Genomic DNA, 14489 nt, shown 5'->3' on the forward strand with positions numbered 1-14489 from the left:
CGGGGCGGCATGAGGGCGGCATGAGGGTTCTCTTCTGGGGTACGCCGGAGTTCGGGCTCCCCTCGCTGGAAGCGATGCGGGGGGCGGGGCACGACATCGCGGGCGTCGTCACGAACCCGGACCGGCCCGCCGGCCGGGGGAGGCGTCCGCGGACAAGTGCCGTGAAGGCGTGGGCGCTCGAGGCCGGCGTGCCCGTCCTCCAGCCCGAACGTCCCGGCGAGGAGGCCTTCCTCGCCGCCGCCCGCCGCCTGCGTCCCGACATCTCCGTCGTCGCGGCGTACGGCCGTCTCCTCCCGCCGCCGGCGCTGGACCTGCCGCCGCTCGGGTCGCTGAACGTGCACGCGTCGCTCCTGCCGGAGCTGCGCGGCGCGGCGCCCATCAACTGGGCCATCATCCGGGGGCACCGCGAGTCCGGGGTCAGCATCCAGCGCATGGTCGCGGCGCTCGACGCCGGCCCCGTGCTCGGACAGACCCGCATCCCCATCCCGGCGGCGATGACGGCCGGGGAACTGTACGCGGAGGCCGCGGAGGCGGGGGGCGCGCGGCTCGTCGCCGTGCTCGAGGACCTGGCCTCGGGGCGGGCGGTGGAGAAGCCGCAGGACGACGCGCGCGCGACGTGGGCGCCGAAGCTCGACCGCGAGACCGCGCGCATCGACTGGTCCCGCCCCGCGGCCGAAGTCGCGAACTGGCTGCGGGGCTGCGACCCCTGGCCCGCCGCGTGGACCTCGCTGGCCGCGCCCGCCGCCCTCGCCGGGCGGACCCTGCAGTGCTTCGAGCCGGGCGTCGACGGCCCCCGCGCGGACGGCGGCGAGCCGGGAACGGTCGTCCGGGCCGATCCCGCGCGGGGGCTGCGCGTCGCGACCGGGTCGGGCACGCTCACCGTGGGCGCCGTGAAGCCGGCCGGCCGCCGCCGCATGAGCGCGGCCGAGTGGGTGCGGGGCCTCCCGGATGCGAGGGAGGTCCGCTTCGACTGAGCCACGCCTCCCGCGATTGCACGTCCTCGTCTCCGAGCGCGAACTGGGCGGCCCGCACGGCCCGGCCGGGCTGACGGCGGTCGAACGCCTGCTGGAGCGTGCGGCCCCCGTCGCGGTCCATCTGCGGGCCCGGATCGGCACTCGCCGCCTGTTCGAAATCGCGGACCGGCTCGCCCCGATCGCGTCGCGCGCCGGGAGCTGGCTCGTCGTGAACGGGCGGCCGGATGTGGCGCTGGCGGCGGGTGCGCGGGCCGTACAACTTGGGCGCACGGCGCTCGGGGTGGAGGAGACGCGCCGGGTGATCCGGGCGTGCGCGGGGAGCCTCGCGATCGGGGCCTCCGTGCACGATGCGGAGGGCGCGCTGCGGGCCGCCCGGGAGGGCGCCGACTACCTCGTGCTCGGCACGATCTACGCGACGCCCTCGCACCCGGGGGTCGAGGGAAGCGGTCCCGCCGCCGTGTCCGCGGTCCGCCGCCGACTCGCCGCCCACCGCCTTGCCGTTCACCGGCCGTCCGCCCGGCGTCCGCCCCCGATCCTCGCGATCGGAGGCGTGAACGCGGATCGGGTCGAGGAGGTGACGGAGGCCGGCGCGCACGGCATCGTGGTGGGGCGGGCCGTGTGGTCCGCGGCCGACCCGGAGCGAGCCGCGCTCGACCTTCGCGGACGGCTGGACATGCTGGACCGGAACCGGACCTGATGGAGATCATGGAGATACGGATACAGGTGAACGGACGGGAGCGAGACGTTCCCGCGGGAACGTCCGTCGCGACGCTGCTCCGGGACCTCGACCTCGATGGGCGCACGCTCGTCGTCGAACTCAACCGGCGCATCGTCCGGCCGCCCGAGACCGAGAGCGCGCGGCTGGAAGCGGGGGACCGCGTCGAACTCGTCCATTTCGTGGGAGGCGGATGAGATGGCGCCGCTCGAAATCGCCGGCCGCACGTTCGCTTCGCGGCTCATCGTCGGAACGGGGAAGTACCCGAGTCCCGAAATCATGCTCGAAGCGATCCGGGCCTCCGGCGCCGACATGGTGACGGTCGCGGTGCGCCGGGTCGACATCGAGAACCCGGACCGCGACGACATCCTCCGCACGCTGAGCCCGGACGAGTTCAGCCTCCTGCCGAACACCGCCGCCTGCTACAGCGCCGAGGAGGCGATCCGCGCGGCGCGGCTGGGGCGGGCGTCGGGAATGAGCGACTGGGTGAAGCTCGAAGTCATCGGCGACCCCGACACGCTCCTCCCGCACACCGAGGAGCTGATCGAGGCCACGCGCGTGCTCGTGGCGGAGGGGTTCGTCGTGCTCCCGTACACGAACGACGACCTCATCACGGCGCTGCGGCTCGAGGAGGCCGGGGCGGCCGCGGTGATGCCGCTCGCCTCGCCCATCGGGAGCGGTCTCGGGCTCCTGAACCCGCTCAACATCCGCATCATCAAGTCGCGCCTGTCCGTTCCGGTCATCGTCGACGCCGGCGTGGGCACCGCGTCCGACGCCTGCGCGACGATGGAGCAGGGGGTGGACGGGATCCTCATGAACACGGCGATCGCCGAGGCGGAGGATCCGGTGGAGATGGCCCGCGCCATGCGGCTGGCGGTGGACGCCGGTCGGCGCGCCTGGGTCGCCGGCCGCATGCCCCGACGCGAATGGGCGGTGCCTTCGAGCCCGCTCGAGGGCGTGCCGCCGCCGGCTTGAACCCCCGCGCGGCGGCCCACCGGATTCTGGGCGAGGTGCGGCGCGGGACGCGCTCCGACCGCGCGGCGTCGCGCATCCTCCCGGACGTGGACCCGGCCGACCGCGGACTCGCGCTGGACATCGCCTTCGGCTGCCTCCGCCTGCGCGCCCGCCTCGACGCCTGGATCCGGGCGTGCGCGGACCGGCCGCCCGTCCCGCATGGACCGCGCGGTGCGCGACTGGCTTCGCGTCGGCGCGTACCAGTTGACGGAGTTGCGGACGCCGGACCACGCCGCGGTGGGCGAGACCGTCGGCGCGGCGCGTGCGGCGCTGGGGCGCGGCCGCGCGGGGTACGTGAACGCCGTGCTCCGCGCGCTCGCGAGGCGCCGCGACGCCGACCCCTTCCCCGATCCGGACGAGGATCCGGTGGGGCACCTGTGCTCCTGGGGCTCGCATCCGGAGTGGCTCGTGCGGCGGTGGCTGGCGCGCTGGGAGCTGGGGGATGTGCGGCGGCTCGTCGAGCACCAGAACCGCCCGCCGGACGTCGTCGTCCGCATGCTGAGCGGGGAGGAGCCGGCGCCGCCCGACGGCGTGGAACTCGAGGCCGTCCCCGGCTGGCCGCGCTCCTTCCGGCTCGAAAGCGGCCTGCCGCAGACGGCGCTGGCCGGCCTGCGGGCCGTGATTCAGGACCCTGCGGCCTCCGCCGTGGTAGATTACACAGGCGGCCGGCTCGGCGAGCCGGTGCTCGACGTGTGCGCGGCCCCGGGCACGAAGGCCCTCGGGCTCGCCGCGGCGGGCGGCGTGCCCGTCGTGGCGCTCGACATCTCGCCCCGGCGGCTGGCCCGCCTCGGCGCGCCGGCCCGCCGGCTCGGGTTGCCGGTGAGCCTGGCGGTCGCCGACGCGCGGCGGCTTCCGGTCGCCGAGGCCGGGACCGTGCTGGCCGACGTGCCCTGCACCGGCACCGGGGTCCTGCGGCGGCGGGCCGACGCCCGCTGGCGGCTCGGGCAGCGAGGCCTCGACGACCTCGTGGCCCTGCAGCGCGAGATCGTGGACGCGTGCGCCGCGGCCGTGCGGCCCGGCGGGCTGCTCGTGTACAGCACGTGTTCGCTCGAACGCGAGGAGAACGAAGAACAGGTGGACGCCTTTCTGGACCGCAGGCCCGACTACCGGCGCGAGCCGCCCCCGGCGGGCGCGCGCGACGACTGCACGACGCCGCGCGGCGACCTCTTCGTGCGCCCGTGGCTGACCGGCACGGACGGCGCCTACGCGGCGCGCCTGCGGCGGATCGCGTGAGGGCCCCGTGAGACTCCTGCGCCTGGTCCTCCTCTTCGCCGCCATGTTCGGCATCGGCTACGCGTTCGCCGCGATCCGGCTCTTCCCGGCGGCGGCAGATCCGACCGACGTGGACTTCACCGCGATCCCGGATCTCACGGGCGTCCCCCGGGCCGAGGCCGGCGCCCGCCTCTCCGCGCTGGGGCTCGTCTCCACCGAGCAGGGCCGTCTCCATCACACCGAGATCCCCGCCGGCGCCGTCGTCGCCCAGCGCCCGCTCCCCGGCCAGTTCGCCCGCGCCGGGGACACCGTCGTGCTCACGACGAGCGCCGGCATCGAAACGCGCCGCGTGCCCGATCTCGCCGGACTTCCGAGCGGCCAGGCCGCGACCCTCCTCACCCGGCTCGGCTTCGAGATCGATGTCGAGGAAACCGACGAGAGCGCCGTCGCCGGCGCGATCCGGTCCGAGCCCGCCGCGGGGACGAGCCTCCCTCTCCCCGCCCGCGTCCGCCTCTTCGTCAGCCAGGGGAAGCCGATCGTCTCCGTGCCGGATCTTCAGGGCCGCCACGTGGACGACCTCGAGCTTCTCCTCGAGGAGGTCGATCTCCAACTGGGCGCCGTCCGCTACCAGGTCGAGGCGCCCGAAGTGCCGGGACGCGTCATCTTTCAGAGTCCGGCCCCCGGCTCCGCCCTCCGCGGGGAGGGGTTCGTCTCCGTGATCGTGTCCGGGACGCCGCCCGACTCGGCCACCGCGGATCTGGCGCGGGACGCCGTGGATCTCGCGCGGGACGCCGTCCCCGACACGGTTCCCCCGACCCCCGGAAACGGGGAGGCGCCAGGAGAGGGCTAGATGGACTTCAAGAGCGTGTTCACGAAGAACTGGCCCTACAAGGTCGCGGCCATCGTGCTGTCGGTGCTCCTCTGGCTCAGCGTGTCGGCCGACGCCGAGATCGCCGAGCAGTCCGTGTCGACGCTCCTCGAGATCCAGGTGAGCGATTCCGCGTGGAGTCTGCGCGAGGTGCGGCCCTCCGAGATCGCGACGACCTTCCGCGGCCGCCGCAACCAGGTGTTCGCCGCGCGCTTCGAGAGGCCCGTGATCCGGAAGGTGCTCGACCAGGTCGAGGACACGGTGGTCCAGGTTCCGCTCTCCGCCTCGGAGGTCATCTACAACGGCGAACTCGGGCTCGATCCCGTGGGCGTCTCTCCGGGAGCCGTCACCGTCTATCTCGAGGAGAGGGTGGGGAAGCGGGTCGCGGTCTCCGGCCGGACGGACGCGAGGGCGGCGCCGGGCGTGCTCGTCGTCGGCATGCAGGTCGCCCCCGACAGCGTGTGGATCCAGGGGCCCGCGTCCTTCGTCAACCAGATCTCCGAGGTGACGACGGCCACGCTCGAGGTGGGCGCGGTCTCCACGCGCGTGACCCAGCAGCTCGAGATCGCCCTGCCGCCGGATCTCGCCGGGCTCTCGGTCGAGCCCGCCTCCGTGATCGCGACCGTCGACGTCGACTCCCTCCGCACCCGCCTGTTCTCGATCGAAGTCGTCACCACGGGGCCACGGGCCCTCATGGCCGCGGTGGATCCGCCCTCCATCACCGTGGCCCTCACCGGCCCCGCGGCCGTCGTGGACGGACTCGATCCGGGGGACGTGCGCGTGACGGTCGACATCCCCAATTCCTTCGAATCGACCGGCTCCTATCCCGTGCGCGCCGAGTTGCCCGAATCCCTGGCCGGCACGGTGACGATCGACCTCGTTCCGGAGCGGGTGAGCGCGGGCATCGCCTCCGACCCGTCCGACCGATAGACGCGCCGGCCGCCGGCTTCCGGGGCGGGCCCGTGCTCGGGATCGAGACCTCGTGCGATGAAACCTCGGCCGCCGTCGTGGACGAGCACGGGATCCGGGGTCTCGCGATCGCCTCGCAGGACGCGCACGCCGCGTTCGGGGGCGTCGTGCCGGAGATCGCCGCCCGCGAACACATCCGCTCGCTCGACGCGATGGTGCGGCACGCCATGCGCGAGGCGGAGGTCGGCCACGAGGACCTCGCCGGCGTCGGCGTCACGGCCGGCCCCGGGCTGGTCGGCGCCCTGCTCGCGGGCGTGAACTGGGCCAAGGCCTACGCCTTCGCGCGCGGGCTTCCCCTCCTCGGCGTCCACCACATGGAGGGTCACCTGTTCGGCACCGCGCTCGAGCACGAGGGCGCGCATCCCCCCTTCATCGGCCTCCTCGTATCGGGCGGACACACGCTCCTGCTGGAGGCGCACGCATGGGGACGCTACCGCCTCCTGGGCCAGACGCGGGACGACGCGGCGGGCGAGGCGTTCGACAAGGTCGCGCGCCGGCTCGGACTGCCGTATCCCGGCGGCCCCGAGATCCAGCGCGCGGCGGAGCGGAGCGCGGCGGCCGGGGGCGCGGCGGGACGTTTCCGGCTCCCGCGCCCGATGCTGAGCCGGCGCGACCTGCCCGGCGATCCCGCGTACTACGACATGTCCTTTTCCGGCCTCAAGACCGCCGTGGCGCGGATCGCCGAACAACTCGAAGCGGAGGACGGCCTCGCCGACGCCGTCGACGACCTCGCGGCGGAGTTTCAGGAGGCCGTGGTCGACGTCCTCGCCGAGAAGACGCGGCGCGCCGTGGAACAGACGGGCTGCCGGCGGGTCGTGCTGGGCGGGGGAGTGGCGCGGAACTCCCGTCTTCGTGAAGGTTTAGCCGAGCGTCTGGGTTCGTCCGGGGAGCTGTACGCCCCGTCTCCCCGCCTCGCGACGGACAACGCGGCGATGATCGCCGCGGCCGCGCGGTTCCGCCTGGCGAGAGGGGAACGCAGCCCGTGGTCGCTCAACGCCGAAGCGGCGCTCGCCTTTCCCGGCCTCGCATAGAGGCCGGCGCGGAAGCCGGGACCGCCAACGAGCAGCACCGCAGCCAACGAGGAGCGTGCCAGACGTGTATCCCGAACTCTTCACAGTGACGCTGCCGGTTCTCGGCGAGTTCACCATCACGACCTTCGGAGTCATGATGGCGCTCGCCTTCCTGTGCGGGTACCTGGTCCTGCGCGCGGAGACGGCGCGCCTCGGCGCCGGGCGCGAACTCGCCGCGGACATGCTGCTGGGCGCGCTGATCGGCGGCATCGTCGGGGCGAAGATCTACTACGTGCTCCTCTACTGGGACCGCACGGCGCTCGATCCGCTGGGGATGATCTTCTCGCGCAGCGGGCTCGTCTGGTACGGCGGGTTCATCGGCGGGTTCCTCGGCGTCATGTGGGTGCTGCGCCGAAGCCCCGTCACCCCCGGCCTCGGGGTCGACGCGATCGCGCCGGCGCTTCCGCTCGCCTACGGCATCGGCCGCATCGGCTGCTTCCTCGTCGGCGACGACTACGGGCGCCCGACGGAATCGTGGGTCGGCATCGCCTTCCCCAACGGCCTTCCGCCCACGACCGCCGGCAACCTGCGGGGTTTCGGGGCGGACGTGGACCCCGCGATCCCGGACGCCACGGTCCTCTCCGTCCACCCCACGCAGCTCTACGAGACGGGACTCTCGCTCGTCATCTTCTTCATCCTGTGGCGGCTGCGGCGGCACCCGCACGTGCAGGGGTGGCTGTTCGGCATGTGGCTCGCGATGGCCGCGGTCGAGCGCTTCGTCATCGAGATCTTCCGCGCCAAGGACGACCGCTTCTTCGGAGGCTTCACGCTCGCCCAGGTGATCTCGGTCCTGCTGCTCGCGGGGGGCATCGCGCTCGTCCTCCGGCTGCGCCGCCGGGCCGCAGAGGCGGCGGTGTGAAACCCGCGGCTCTGGCCGGGCTGGCGCTGGCCGTCACCCTCGCAGGGCCGCCTTCGTTCGTCGGGCCGTCGCCGCACCTCGGGCCGTCTCCCCTCAGCGGGCAGGCGGCCGGCGAGGCGGGACCGCGCCGCGCCGAAGTCAATTCCCTCCGCTTCCGCGGCAACGAGACGCTCTCCGACGGCGAGTTGCGCGCGGTGATCGTTACGCGCAGCACCGAATGCACGAGCCTCCTGCTGTCTCCCTTCTGCCTGCTGACGAACTGGGGGTTCGCGCACCGCCGGGCCTATCTGGACACGCTCGACGTCCGGATCGACGCCGACCGGCTCCGCCTGTACTACAACTTCCGCGGCCACTTCGAGGCGGACGTCCGCCACGTCGTCCGCACGAACGGCGTCGACGCCAGCGTCTCGTTCATCATCGAGGAAGGTCCCGCGACCCTCATCGACGAGTTCTCCATCGAGGGGCTGCCCGAAGCCCTCGGCGCGGAAGAAGCCGCGGGCCTCGTGGACATCGGCGTCGGCGATCCCTTCGACCGCGGGAGGCTCCAGGCCGGCGTGGACAGCCTCATCGGTTCGCTGCGCCGGCAGGGCTACGTCAACGCCATGGCGCTGGAGGACTTCGCCCGCGGGCTGGACGGGACCGCGCAGGTGGCGCTCGACGTCCGCCCCGGCGCCCGCTACCGACTGAGGGAGGTCCGGATCGAGGGCGGCGAGACGATCGGCGAGGATGTGATCCGCGACCTCTTCACCCTGCGCGCCGGCGACTACTACAACCAGGAGGCCGAGCAGGAGGGGCAGCGGAACCTCTTCGGCCTCGAGGCCATCCGCTTCGCCTCGATCCGCCGGGAATCGCCGCCGCCCGAGGCCGCCACCGCCGACTCGGCGCTGGATCTCGTCGTCCAGGTCACGCCGGCCCCACCGCTGGCCACCCGCGTCGGGTTCGGGTGGAGCACCGACCAGTGCCTCCGGACCGAAACGCGGCTGACGCACCGCAACCTCTTCGGCGGGGGCCGGCGGCTGGAGTTCACCGGCCAGCTCGGGAACATCTTCGCGGACCAGTTCGACGGGTCCTTCCCCTGCTCCCAGGTGGGCGCCGACCGCGACTTCCGCACGCTGAACTACCTGCTGCAGGCGGAACTGCTCATCCCCGTCGCCCTTTCCGCCGAGAACAGCTTCAGCGCCCGGGTCTTCGTCGAACGGGAGACGATCCCCGACGTCTTCATCCAGGAGGGTTTCGGCGCCGAGATCGGCCTCACGCGCCGACTCGGGCCCAGGATGTCGGCCACCCTCTCGTACTCGCCGGGCTACACCGGCTTCGGCGAGCAGTCCGCGGACATCTTCTTCTGCATCAACTTCGGTTTCTGCGAGCCCGAGGACATCGTCACCGTGTCGCGGTCGCGCTGGCTGGCGCCCCTCACCCTCTCCGGGCTCTACAACGAGACGGACGACGCGCTCCGCCCGACCCGCGGCTACTACCTGACGGCGGAGGGGGAGGTCGCCCACGAGATGACGGGCTCGCAGTACCGGTACGCGCGGATCGTGGCGCAGGCCGCCCTCTTCCGGGAACTCGAACCCGGCCTCGTGATTGCCGCGCGCGCCCGGACGGGAATCGTCCGCTTCCCCGGTACCCGCATCTTCACGCCCGGCGCGCCCCGGACCGACCGGCTCATCCATCCGTCCCGGCGCTTCTTCGTCGGCGGCTCGCAGAGCGTCCGCGGCGTGGGCCCGAACCTCCTCGGCCCCCGCGTGCTCGTGGCCGATGAGGCGGAGGACTGCCCGGCGGGAGACTTCGAGGCGTGCGTCGAACGGCTCGCGACGCAGGACCCCGGCGCCTTCGACCCTCGGCCGCGCGGCGGCGACGCCCACCTGGAACTGAGCATCGAACTGCGCCGCTACCTCAGCGACCGGTGGAGTCTCGTCTTCTTCGGGGACGCCGGAAGCGTCTCGCAGCGGCTCACGGAGCTTCGAAAGCTCCAGTGGACGCCCGGCATGGGACTCCGCTACGCGAGCCCGATCGGTTCCATCCGGCTCGATATCGGGTACAATACAACCTTCGCGACCGAGTTACCGGCGATTGTATCCACGGAGGACGGAACCTTGGTCCAGATGCCGCAGCCCGTGTTGTTCGACCCCTTCCGGTTCGACGATCCGCACCCCCTGCTCGAACTCTGGCGCCGCGTGCAGATCCACGTATCCATCGGAGAAGCATTTTGAGCGCGTCCGGCTCGGACGGGTCCGCGCCGGCACCGCGGCGGCGCCGCATCGCCCTGCCGCTGGCCGTCGTCGCGAGCCTGGTCGTGCTCGGCGTCTTCATCGGGGTCACGCAGACCGCCGGGGGCCGGGACGCCGCCCTCTCGCTGCTCGAGAACGCCCTCGCCCGCAGCGTGAACGGGGAGGTGCGCATCGGCCCCGCGATCTCGGGCAATCTCCTCAGCGACCTCACCGTCTCCCGCTTCGAGATCCTCGACGCGGAGGGGGAACTGTTCCTGGCGCTCGACACCGTCACGATGGAGCACGACCCGCTGGCGCTCCTGCGGCAGCAACTCGACGTGGGCCGGCTCCACGCCCGCGGTCTGGACCTCCGTCTGCGCCAGTATCCGGACGGCCGCTGGAACTACGACCGCATCTTCGAACCGCCCGCGCCGCCCGAGCCGCCCGCAACGGCCTCGCTCCTCCCGGCATCCCTCTCCCTCGCCCCATCCAGGGGTCAGGACCAGGGCCCGGACGCGGCGCCGGAAGCCGCGCTCGGCATCCTCCTGCATGACGCGACGGTCGCTTCCGGCCGCATCGAGATCCGCGCGCCGTGGACGGAGACCATGACCGGCGCCGCGAAGGCGGAGGCGTTGCGCGAGGCGCGGGCAGGCGAGTCGCCCTGGGCCCTGCGGGAGCGGCCGGACGGCGAATTCGAGCGCGTGTTCGAACTCACGAACCTCCGCGGCCGGTTCCCCGTGGCGCGGGTGACGGATCCCGAGGCCCCCTTCATGCTCGAGGTCGAGGAGGCGACCGCCACGCTGCTCGCCGTGAACCAGCCCCTGGATGTCTCGAACCTGCGGATGAACCTGACGATCGGGGACACGGCCCACCTCGACATCGAGACGTTCGAGACGGACCGGTCGACGATCCGCGGGGGCGGGTGGATGGCCGAGAACGGCCTCGATTTCGAGTTCGCGCTGGAGGCCGAACCGCTCGACGTCCGCGACCTCCGCTGGCTGCCCATCGACCTCCCGGAGACCGGTGGCGGCCCCATGTCCATCGACCTCAGCGGCCGCGGCGGCAACGCGGTCGTGGACGTGACGAACGGCGACTTCCGGACCGGCGAGACGCGCATGACCGGAGGGTTCGCCCTCACTCTCGATGAGCGCCCCAGGTTCCGTCGCATCGGCGTCACGCTGGCGCCCTTCGATCTCGCGCATCTGGTCCCGCTCCTCGCACAGGACTCGGTGCCGGAGATGCCGCCGGGGACGATGCGCGGCACGCTGCGCGGCTCGGGCTACGTCGACGACCTGCTGATCGTCGCCGATCTCACCCTGCACGACCCCGATCCGGACATCCCGCCGTCCAGCCTGCAGGCCCGGGGCGGCGTCGGCATCGGGGAGGAGTTCCTGAGCCTCCGGCGCCTCGGCGTGGAAGTCGCCGGCTTCGAGTCTCGCTGGACCCGTCTCATCGGCATGGACCTGGGGATCGACGGGCGCTTCCTGGGGACCCTCACCCTCGACCGCGAACAGGACAGCGGCGTCGCGTTCGACGGCGCCGTCGAGCACCTGACGCCGGCCGGCGACCGCTCGCGCTTCTCGGGTTCCGGGTTCCTGAACCTCGCCCGGTCGCAGGTCGATGCGGCGATCGACGCGAACCCGCTGGCGCTCACGCTGCTGCGCCCCTGGACCTCGGGGATCGAACTGGCGGGCACCGTCACCGGTCCCATCCGGGCGCGCGGAAGTCTCGAGGCGATGGCCCTCGAGGCGGAACTCGAATCCGAACGCGGCCGGCTCACGCTGAACGGGGACTTCGACCTCGCGGCGGAGGAACTGCGCTACGACACCGAGATCGAGGGAACGGACCTCTCGCTGGACCAGTGGGTCGAGGGCGCCCCGGCGTCGCGGCTCGCCGTCCGGGGGCGCGTGCGGGGAGCGGGGCTCGACCCCGCCACGCTCGAGGCCGCGTTCGACGTCGAAATCCTCCCCTCCCGGGTGGACCAGGCCGAGATCTTCGACAGTCGCGTGCGGCTGCGGGTGGCCGACGGCGTGGCGACGATCGACAGCGCGTTCCTCGCCTCCGACGTGGGGACGCTCTCCGCGCGGGGCGACTTCGGGCTCGCGGAGGACCGGAGCGGGCAGATCGCCTTCGAGGCGACAGCTGCCGACCTCTCCGACTGGGACCGCTGGTTCGTGGATGAGATTCCGGGCGCCGCGGCGGCCGAGGCCGGCGAAGCGCTGTTCGAGAGCATCGAGGAGTTGCTGGGTCAGGCCCGGCAGGACCAGCGGCCGACGGAGGGGCTGGAAGGCCGGCTCGAGACGCGCGGGACCGCCACGGGCCGCTGGGGAGACTTCACGCTCGACGCCGACATCGAGGCTTCGGACGCGCGGTTCCGCGGCTACCGCGCCGGGGCGTTCTCGGCCCGCGTCGAACTGTTCGACCCGCCGCGCATCGGCGACCTGCGCTCCCGGTTCACCGCGACGAACGTCGAACTGGACGGGCGGCGGGTGGATTCGCTGGCCGTGCGGCTCGCCCGCGCGGACGCCGGCGAGTCCGGCGCCGACGCGCTGGACGCCGAATTCTACGCGCAGCGCGACTCCAGCCTCGAGGTCTCGGGCCGGGGCGTCGTCGTCGGGGGCGACCTCTGGAGCGCCGGCCTGACGGATCTCCGCCTCCGTCTCGGCAAACTCGAGTCCGCGCTCGTGACGCCGGCCAGAGTCGTCTACTCCGACTCGGCGCTGCTCGTCGAGGACCTCTTTCTGAACGGTCAACTCGGCCGGCTCCGCGCCGACGGCCGCATCCCCGCCGCCGGCGAGGGATCGCTCGACGTGGAGATCGTGGGCGTGCGCGTGGACCAGTTCGGCTACCTGCTCTCGGAGCAACCGATCCTCGGAGGCACGTTCGGAGGGCACGTGACGGCGACGGGCACGCTGGCCGAACCCGTCGTGACGGCGGAGTTCGAGGTCCTCGATCCGTCCCTCCAGCATCAGGGCTACGATGCGCTGAACGCGCGCGTCCGCTACGCCGCCCGCGAACTCGCGGGAGAGATCGACCTCGTCGACGGCGGCGACCTCCTGGGACGACTCGGCGGCTCCGTGGCGACGGATCTCGCGATCCTCCCCGTGGAACGCCGCCTCCTCGACGACCCGTTCGACCTCGACCTGACCGGCGACCGCCTCCCGCTGGCGCTCGTCGAACTCGTGCTGCCGACCTTCGAGGAGGTGACCGGCATCGCCGAGAGCGACTTCTCGATTCGCGGCGCCCCCGCCGCCCTGCGCTACGACGGCGCCCTGCGCCTCGTGAACGGCAGGGGCTGGGTGCCGGACCTCGGAGTCTGGCTCACCGATGTCGGCGCCGGGATCACCTTCCGGGGCTCCTCGCTCGCCTTCGTCGATTCCGCCCACGTGGGGTCGGATCTCGGCGGTTCGCTGCGGACGCGGGGCACCGTGGACATCGCCCGGATCACCAACCCCGTCTTCGCCCTCGACTTCGACGCGGACGAGTTCCACGGCATCGTGCGCAACGACATGGAGTTCGCCGTGAGCGGCCGCGCGCGGCTCGACAGCGCCTACGCGAGGCCGTGGGTGACCGCCGACGTCGTCCTCTCCGACGGGTACCTCGAGCAGGACGAGTTCCTCCGCGGACTCGAGGTCTTCAATCCCGGCGACGTGGGGGTGTTCGATTTCCTCGACGCGTCCGCGGAAGGCGTGCTGGCACAGTTCCGGAACCCGTTCCTCGACAATCTCGTCCTGGACGCGAACGTCGATCTCGGCTCCGGCCTCTCCCTGCTGTCGGCCAGCCTCAATGCGGAGGTCACGGGGGAGGGGATTGCCGTCTACATGGACCGCCGCCTCGATGTCCTCGACATCAGCGGAAGCGCCGAGATGCCCCGGGGCACCTACTTCTTCGACCGCGTGCCGCCCTATGTCCGCCCGCTCCGGATCACCGCGGGAAGCATGCAGTTCGTCGGGGACGCCGGCTTCAATCCCATCATCGACATCACCGCCGAATACCGGGACCGGACCATCGACGGTCCCGTGTTCGTCGAGGCCCGGGTTACCGGGACCGCCACCGAGCCGGAGCTCCTCCTGACGAGCAACCCGCACCATGAGCGACACCGACCAGTACTGCCTGCTCGCGGTCGGGACGCCGTGCTACCGCTCCGCGGACCCCCAACTGGCCCAGAGGGTGGGGCAGCAGCTCGTCTTCGGTCCGCTGAGTTCCGGGCTCACGTCCGTGCTCGAGGCGACCGGCATCACCTACTTCAACCTGACGTCGATCGCGGCCGGGCGCGGCGGCGGTGGCGTCGCGAACCGGAGCCTGTTCGAGCGCACGGCGCTGGAAGTCGGGTTGTATGCGACCAACGCGCTCTTCCTCTCCTACTGGCAGCCGCTGGGCGGCGGGCCTCCGAGGGCGGCCCTGGACTGGGCGTTCCTCCCCGGCTGGTCCGTCGAAGCCGGCACCGCGAGCCGGTTCGACGAGCGGCTGTTCGGGCTCAGCGTGGGCACGAACGTCGCCAACGACCGCACCTACAGCCTCTTCCTCTTCCGCGAGTGGGAGTTCGGCGCAGGCTCCGGCGCGATTCCGAAGAGGACCCCGACGAGGATCCCCGGTAA

General features: G+C 72.7%; 11 protein-coding genes. All 11 read left to right on the top strand.

Annotation, left to right across the window (positions count from 1 at the left end):
* Nucleotides 1–20: 20 nt before the first annotated feature.
* The gene (fmt, locus tag ACOGI9_RS01550) at nt 21–974 is read left to right on the top strand and encodes a methionyl-tRNA formyltransferase (RefSeq protein WP_419858151.1); all 954 of its coding nucleotides are present in this window, start codon (nt 21–23) and stop codon (nt 972–974) included.
* A 16-nt stretch (nt 975–990) separates the two neighbouring features.
* Entirely contained in the window at nt 991–1671 is a 681-nt protein-coding gene (locus ACOGI9_RS01555) for a thiamine phosphate synthase (protein ID WP_419858152.1), read from the top strand.
* A gap of 8 nt (nt 1672–1679) precedes the next feature.
* On the top strand, nt 1680–1886 hold the full coding sequence (thiS, locus tag ACOGI9_RS01560) for a sulfur carrier protein ThiS (protein ID WP_419858153.1): 207 nt from the start codon (nt 1680–1682) through the stop codon (nt 1884–1886).
* Nucleotide 1887: 1 nt separating this feature from the next.
* Entirely contained in the window at nt 1888–2664 is a 777-nt protein-coding gene (locus ACOGI9_RS01565) for a thiazole synthase (RefSeq protein ID WP_419858154.1), read from the top strand.
* Nucleotides 2665–2862: 198 nt separating this feature from the next.
* Nucleotides 2863–3936, top strand: coding sequence for an RsmB/NOP family class I SAM-dependent RNA methyltransferase (locus ACOGI9_RS01570; RefSeq protein ID WP_419858155.1), 1074 nt, complete (start codon nt 2863–2865; stop codon nt 3934–3936).
* A gap of 7 nt (nt 3937–3943) precedes the next feature.
* Nucleotides 3944–4765 carry a PASTA domain-containing protein gene (locus tag ACOGI9_RS01575; RefSeq protein WP_419858156.1) on the top strand — a complete coding sequence of 274 codons (822 nt, stop codon included), beginning with the start codon at nt 3944–3946 and terminating at the stop codon, nt 4763–4765.
* Nucleotides 4766–5713 carry a YbbR-like domain-containing protein gene (locus ACOGI9_RS01580; protein ID WP_419858157.1) on the top strand — a complete coding sequence of 316 codons (948 nt, stop codon included), beginning with the start codon at nt 4766–4768 and terminating at the stop codon, nt 5711–5713. It abuts the gene before it with no gap.
* Between the two features lie 32 nt (nt 5714–5745).
* Nucleotides 5746–6783, top strand: a complete 1038-nt coding sequence (gene tsaD, locus ACOGI9_RS01585) for a tRNA (adenosine(37)-N6)-threonylcarbamoyltransferase complex transferase subunit TsaD (RefSeq protein ID WP_419858158.1) — start codon at nt 5746–5748, stop codon at nt 6781–6783.
* Between the two features lie 64 nt (nt 6784–6847).
* On the top strand, nt 6848–7681 hold the full coding sequence (locus ACOGI9_RS01590) for a prolipoprotein diacylglyceryl transferase (RefSeq protein WP_419858159.1): 834 nt from the start codon (nt 6848–6850) through the stop codon (nt 7679–7681).
* Nucleotides 7678–9894 (top strand): BamA/TamA family outer membrane protein, encoded by a 2217-nt coding sequence (locus ACOGI9_RS01595; protein WP_419858160.1) that lies wholly within the window; start codon nt 7678–7680, stop codon nt 9892–9894. The genes ACOGI9_RS01590 and ACOGI9_RS01595 overlap by 4 nt, the downstream gene beginning before the upstream one ends.
* Entirely contained in the window at nt 9891–14489 is a 4599-nt protein-coding gene (locus ACOGI9_RS01600; RefSeq protein ID WP_419858161.1) for a translocation/assembly module TamB domain-containing protein, read from the top strand. Before ACOGI9_RS01595 ends, ACOGI9_RS01600 begins: the two co-directional genes overlap by 4 nt.

It is taken from the genome of Candidatus Palauibacter irciniicola, from assembly GCF_965208695.1.
Classification (GTDB): domain Bacteria; phylum Gemmatimonadota; class Gemmatimonadetes; order Palauibacterales; family Palauibacteraceae; genus Palauibacter; species Palauibacter irciniicola.

Coding starts and splice junctions, on each gene's coding strand:
- fmt (WP_419858151.1), top strand. CDS start 21: ATGAGGGTTCTCTTCTGGGGTACGCCGGAGTTCGGGCTCCCCTCGCTG.
- thiS (WP_419858153.1), top strand. CDS start 1,680: ATGGAGATACGGATACAGGTGAACGGACGGGAGCGAGACGTTCCCGCG.
- ACOGI9_RS01565 (WP_419858154.1), top strand. CDS start 1,888: ATGGCGCCGCTCGAAATCGCCGGCCGCACGTTCGCTTCGCGGCTCATC.
- ACOGI9_RS01570 (WP_419858155.1), top strand. CDS start 2,863: ATGGACCGCGCGGTGCGCGACTGGCTTCGCGTCGGCGCGTACCAGTTG.
- ACOGI9_RS01580 (WP_419858157.1), top strand. CDS start 4,766: ATGGACTTCAAGAGCGTGTTCACGAAGAACTGGCCCTACAAGGTCGCG.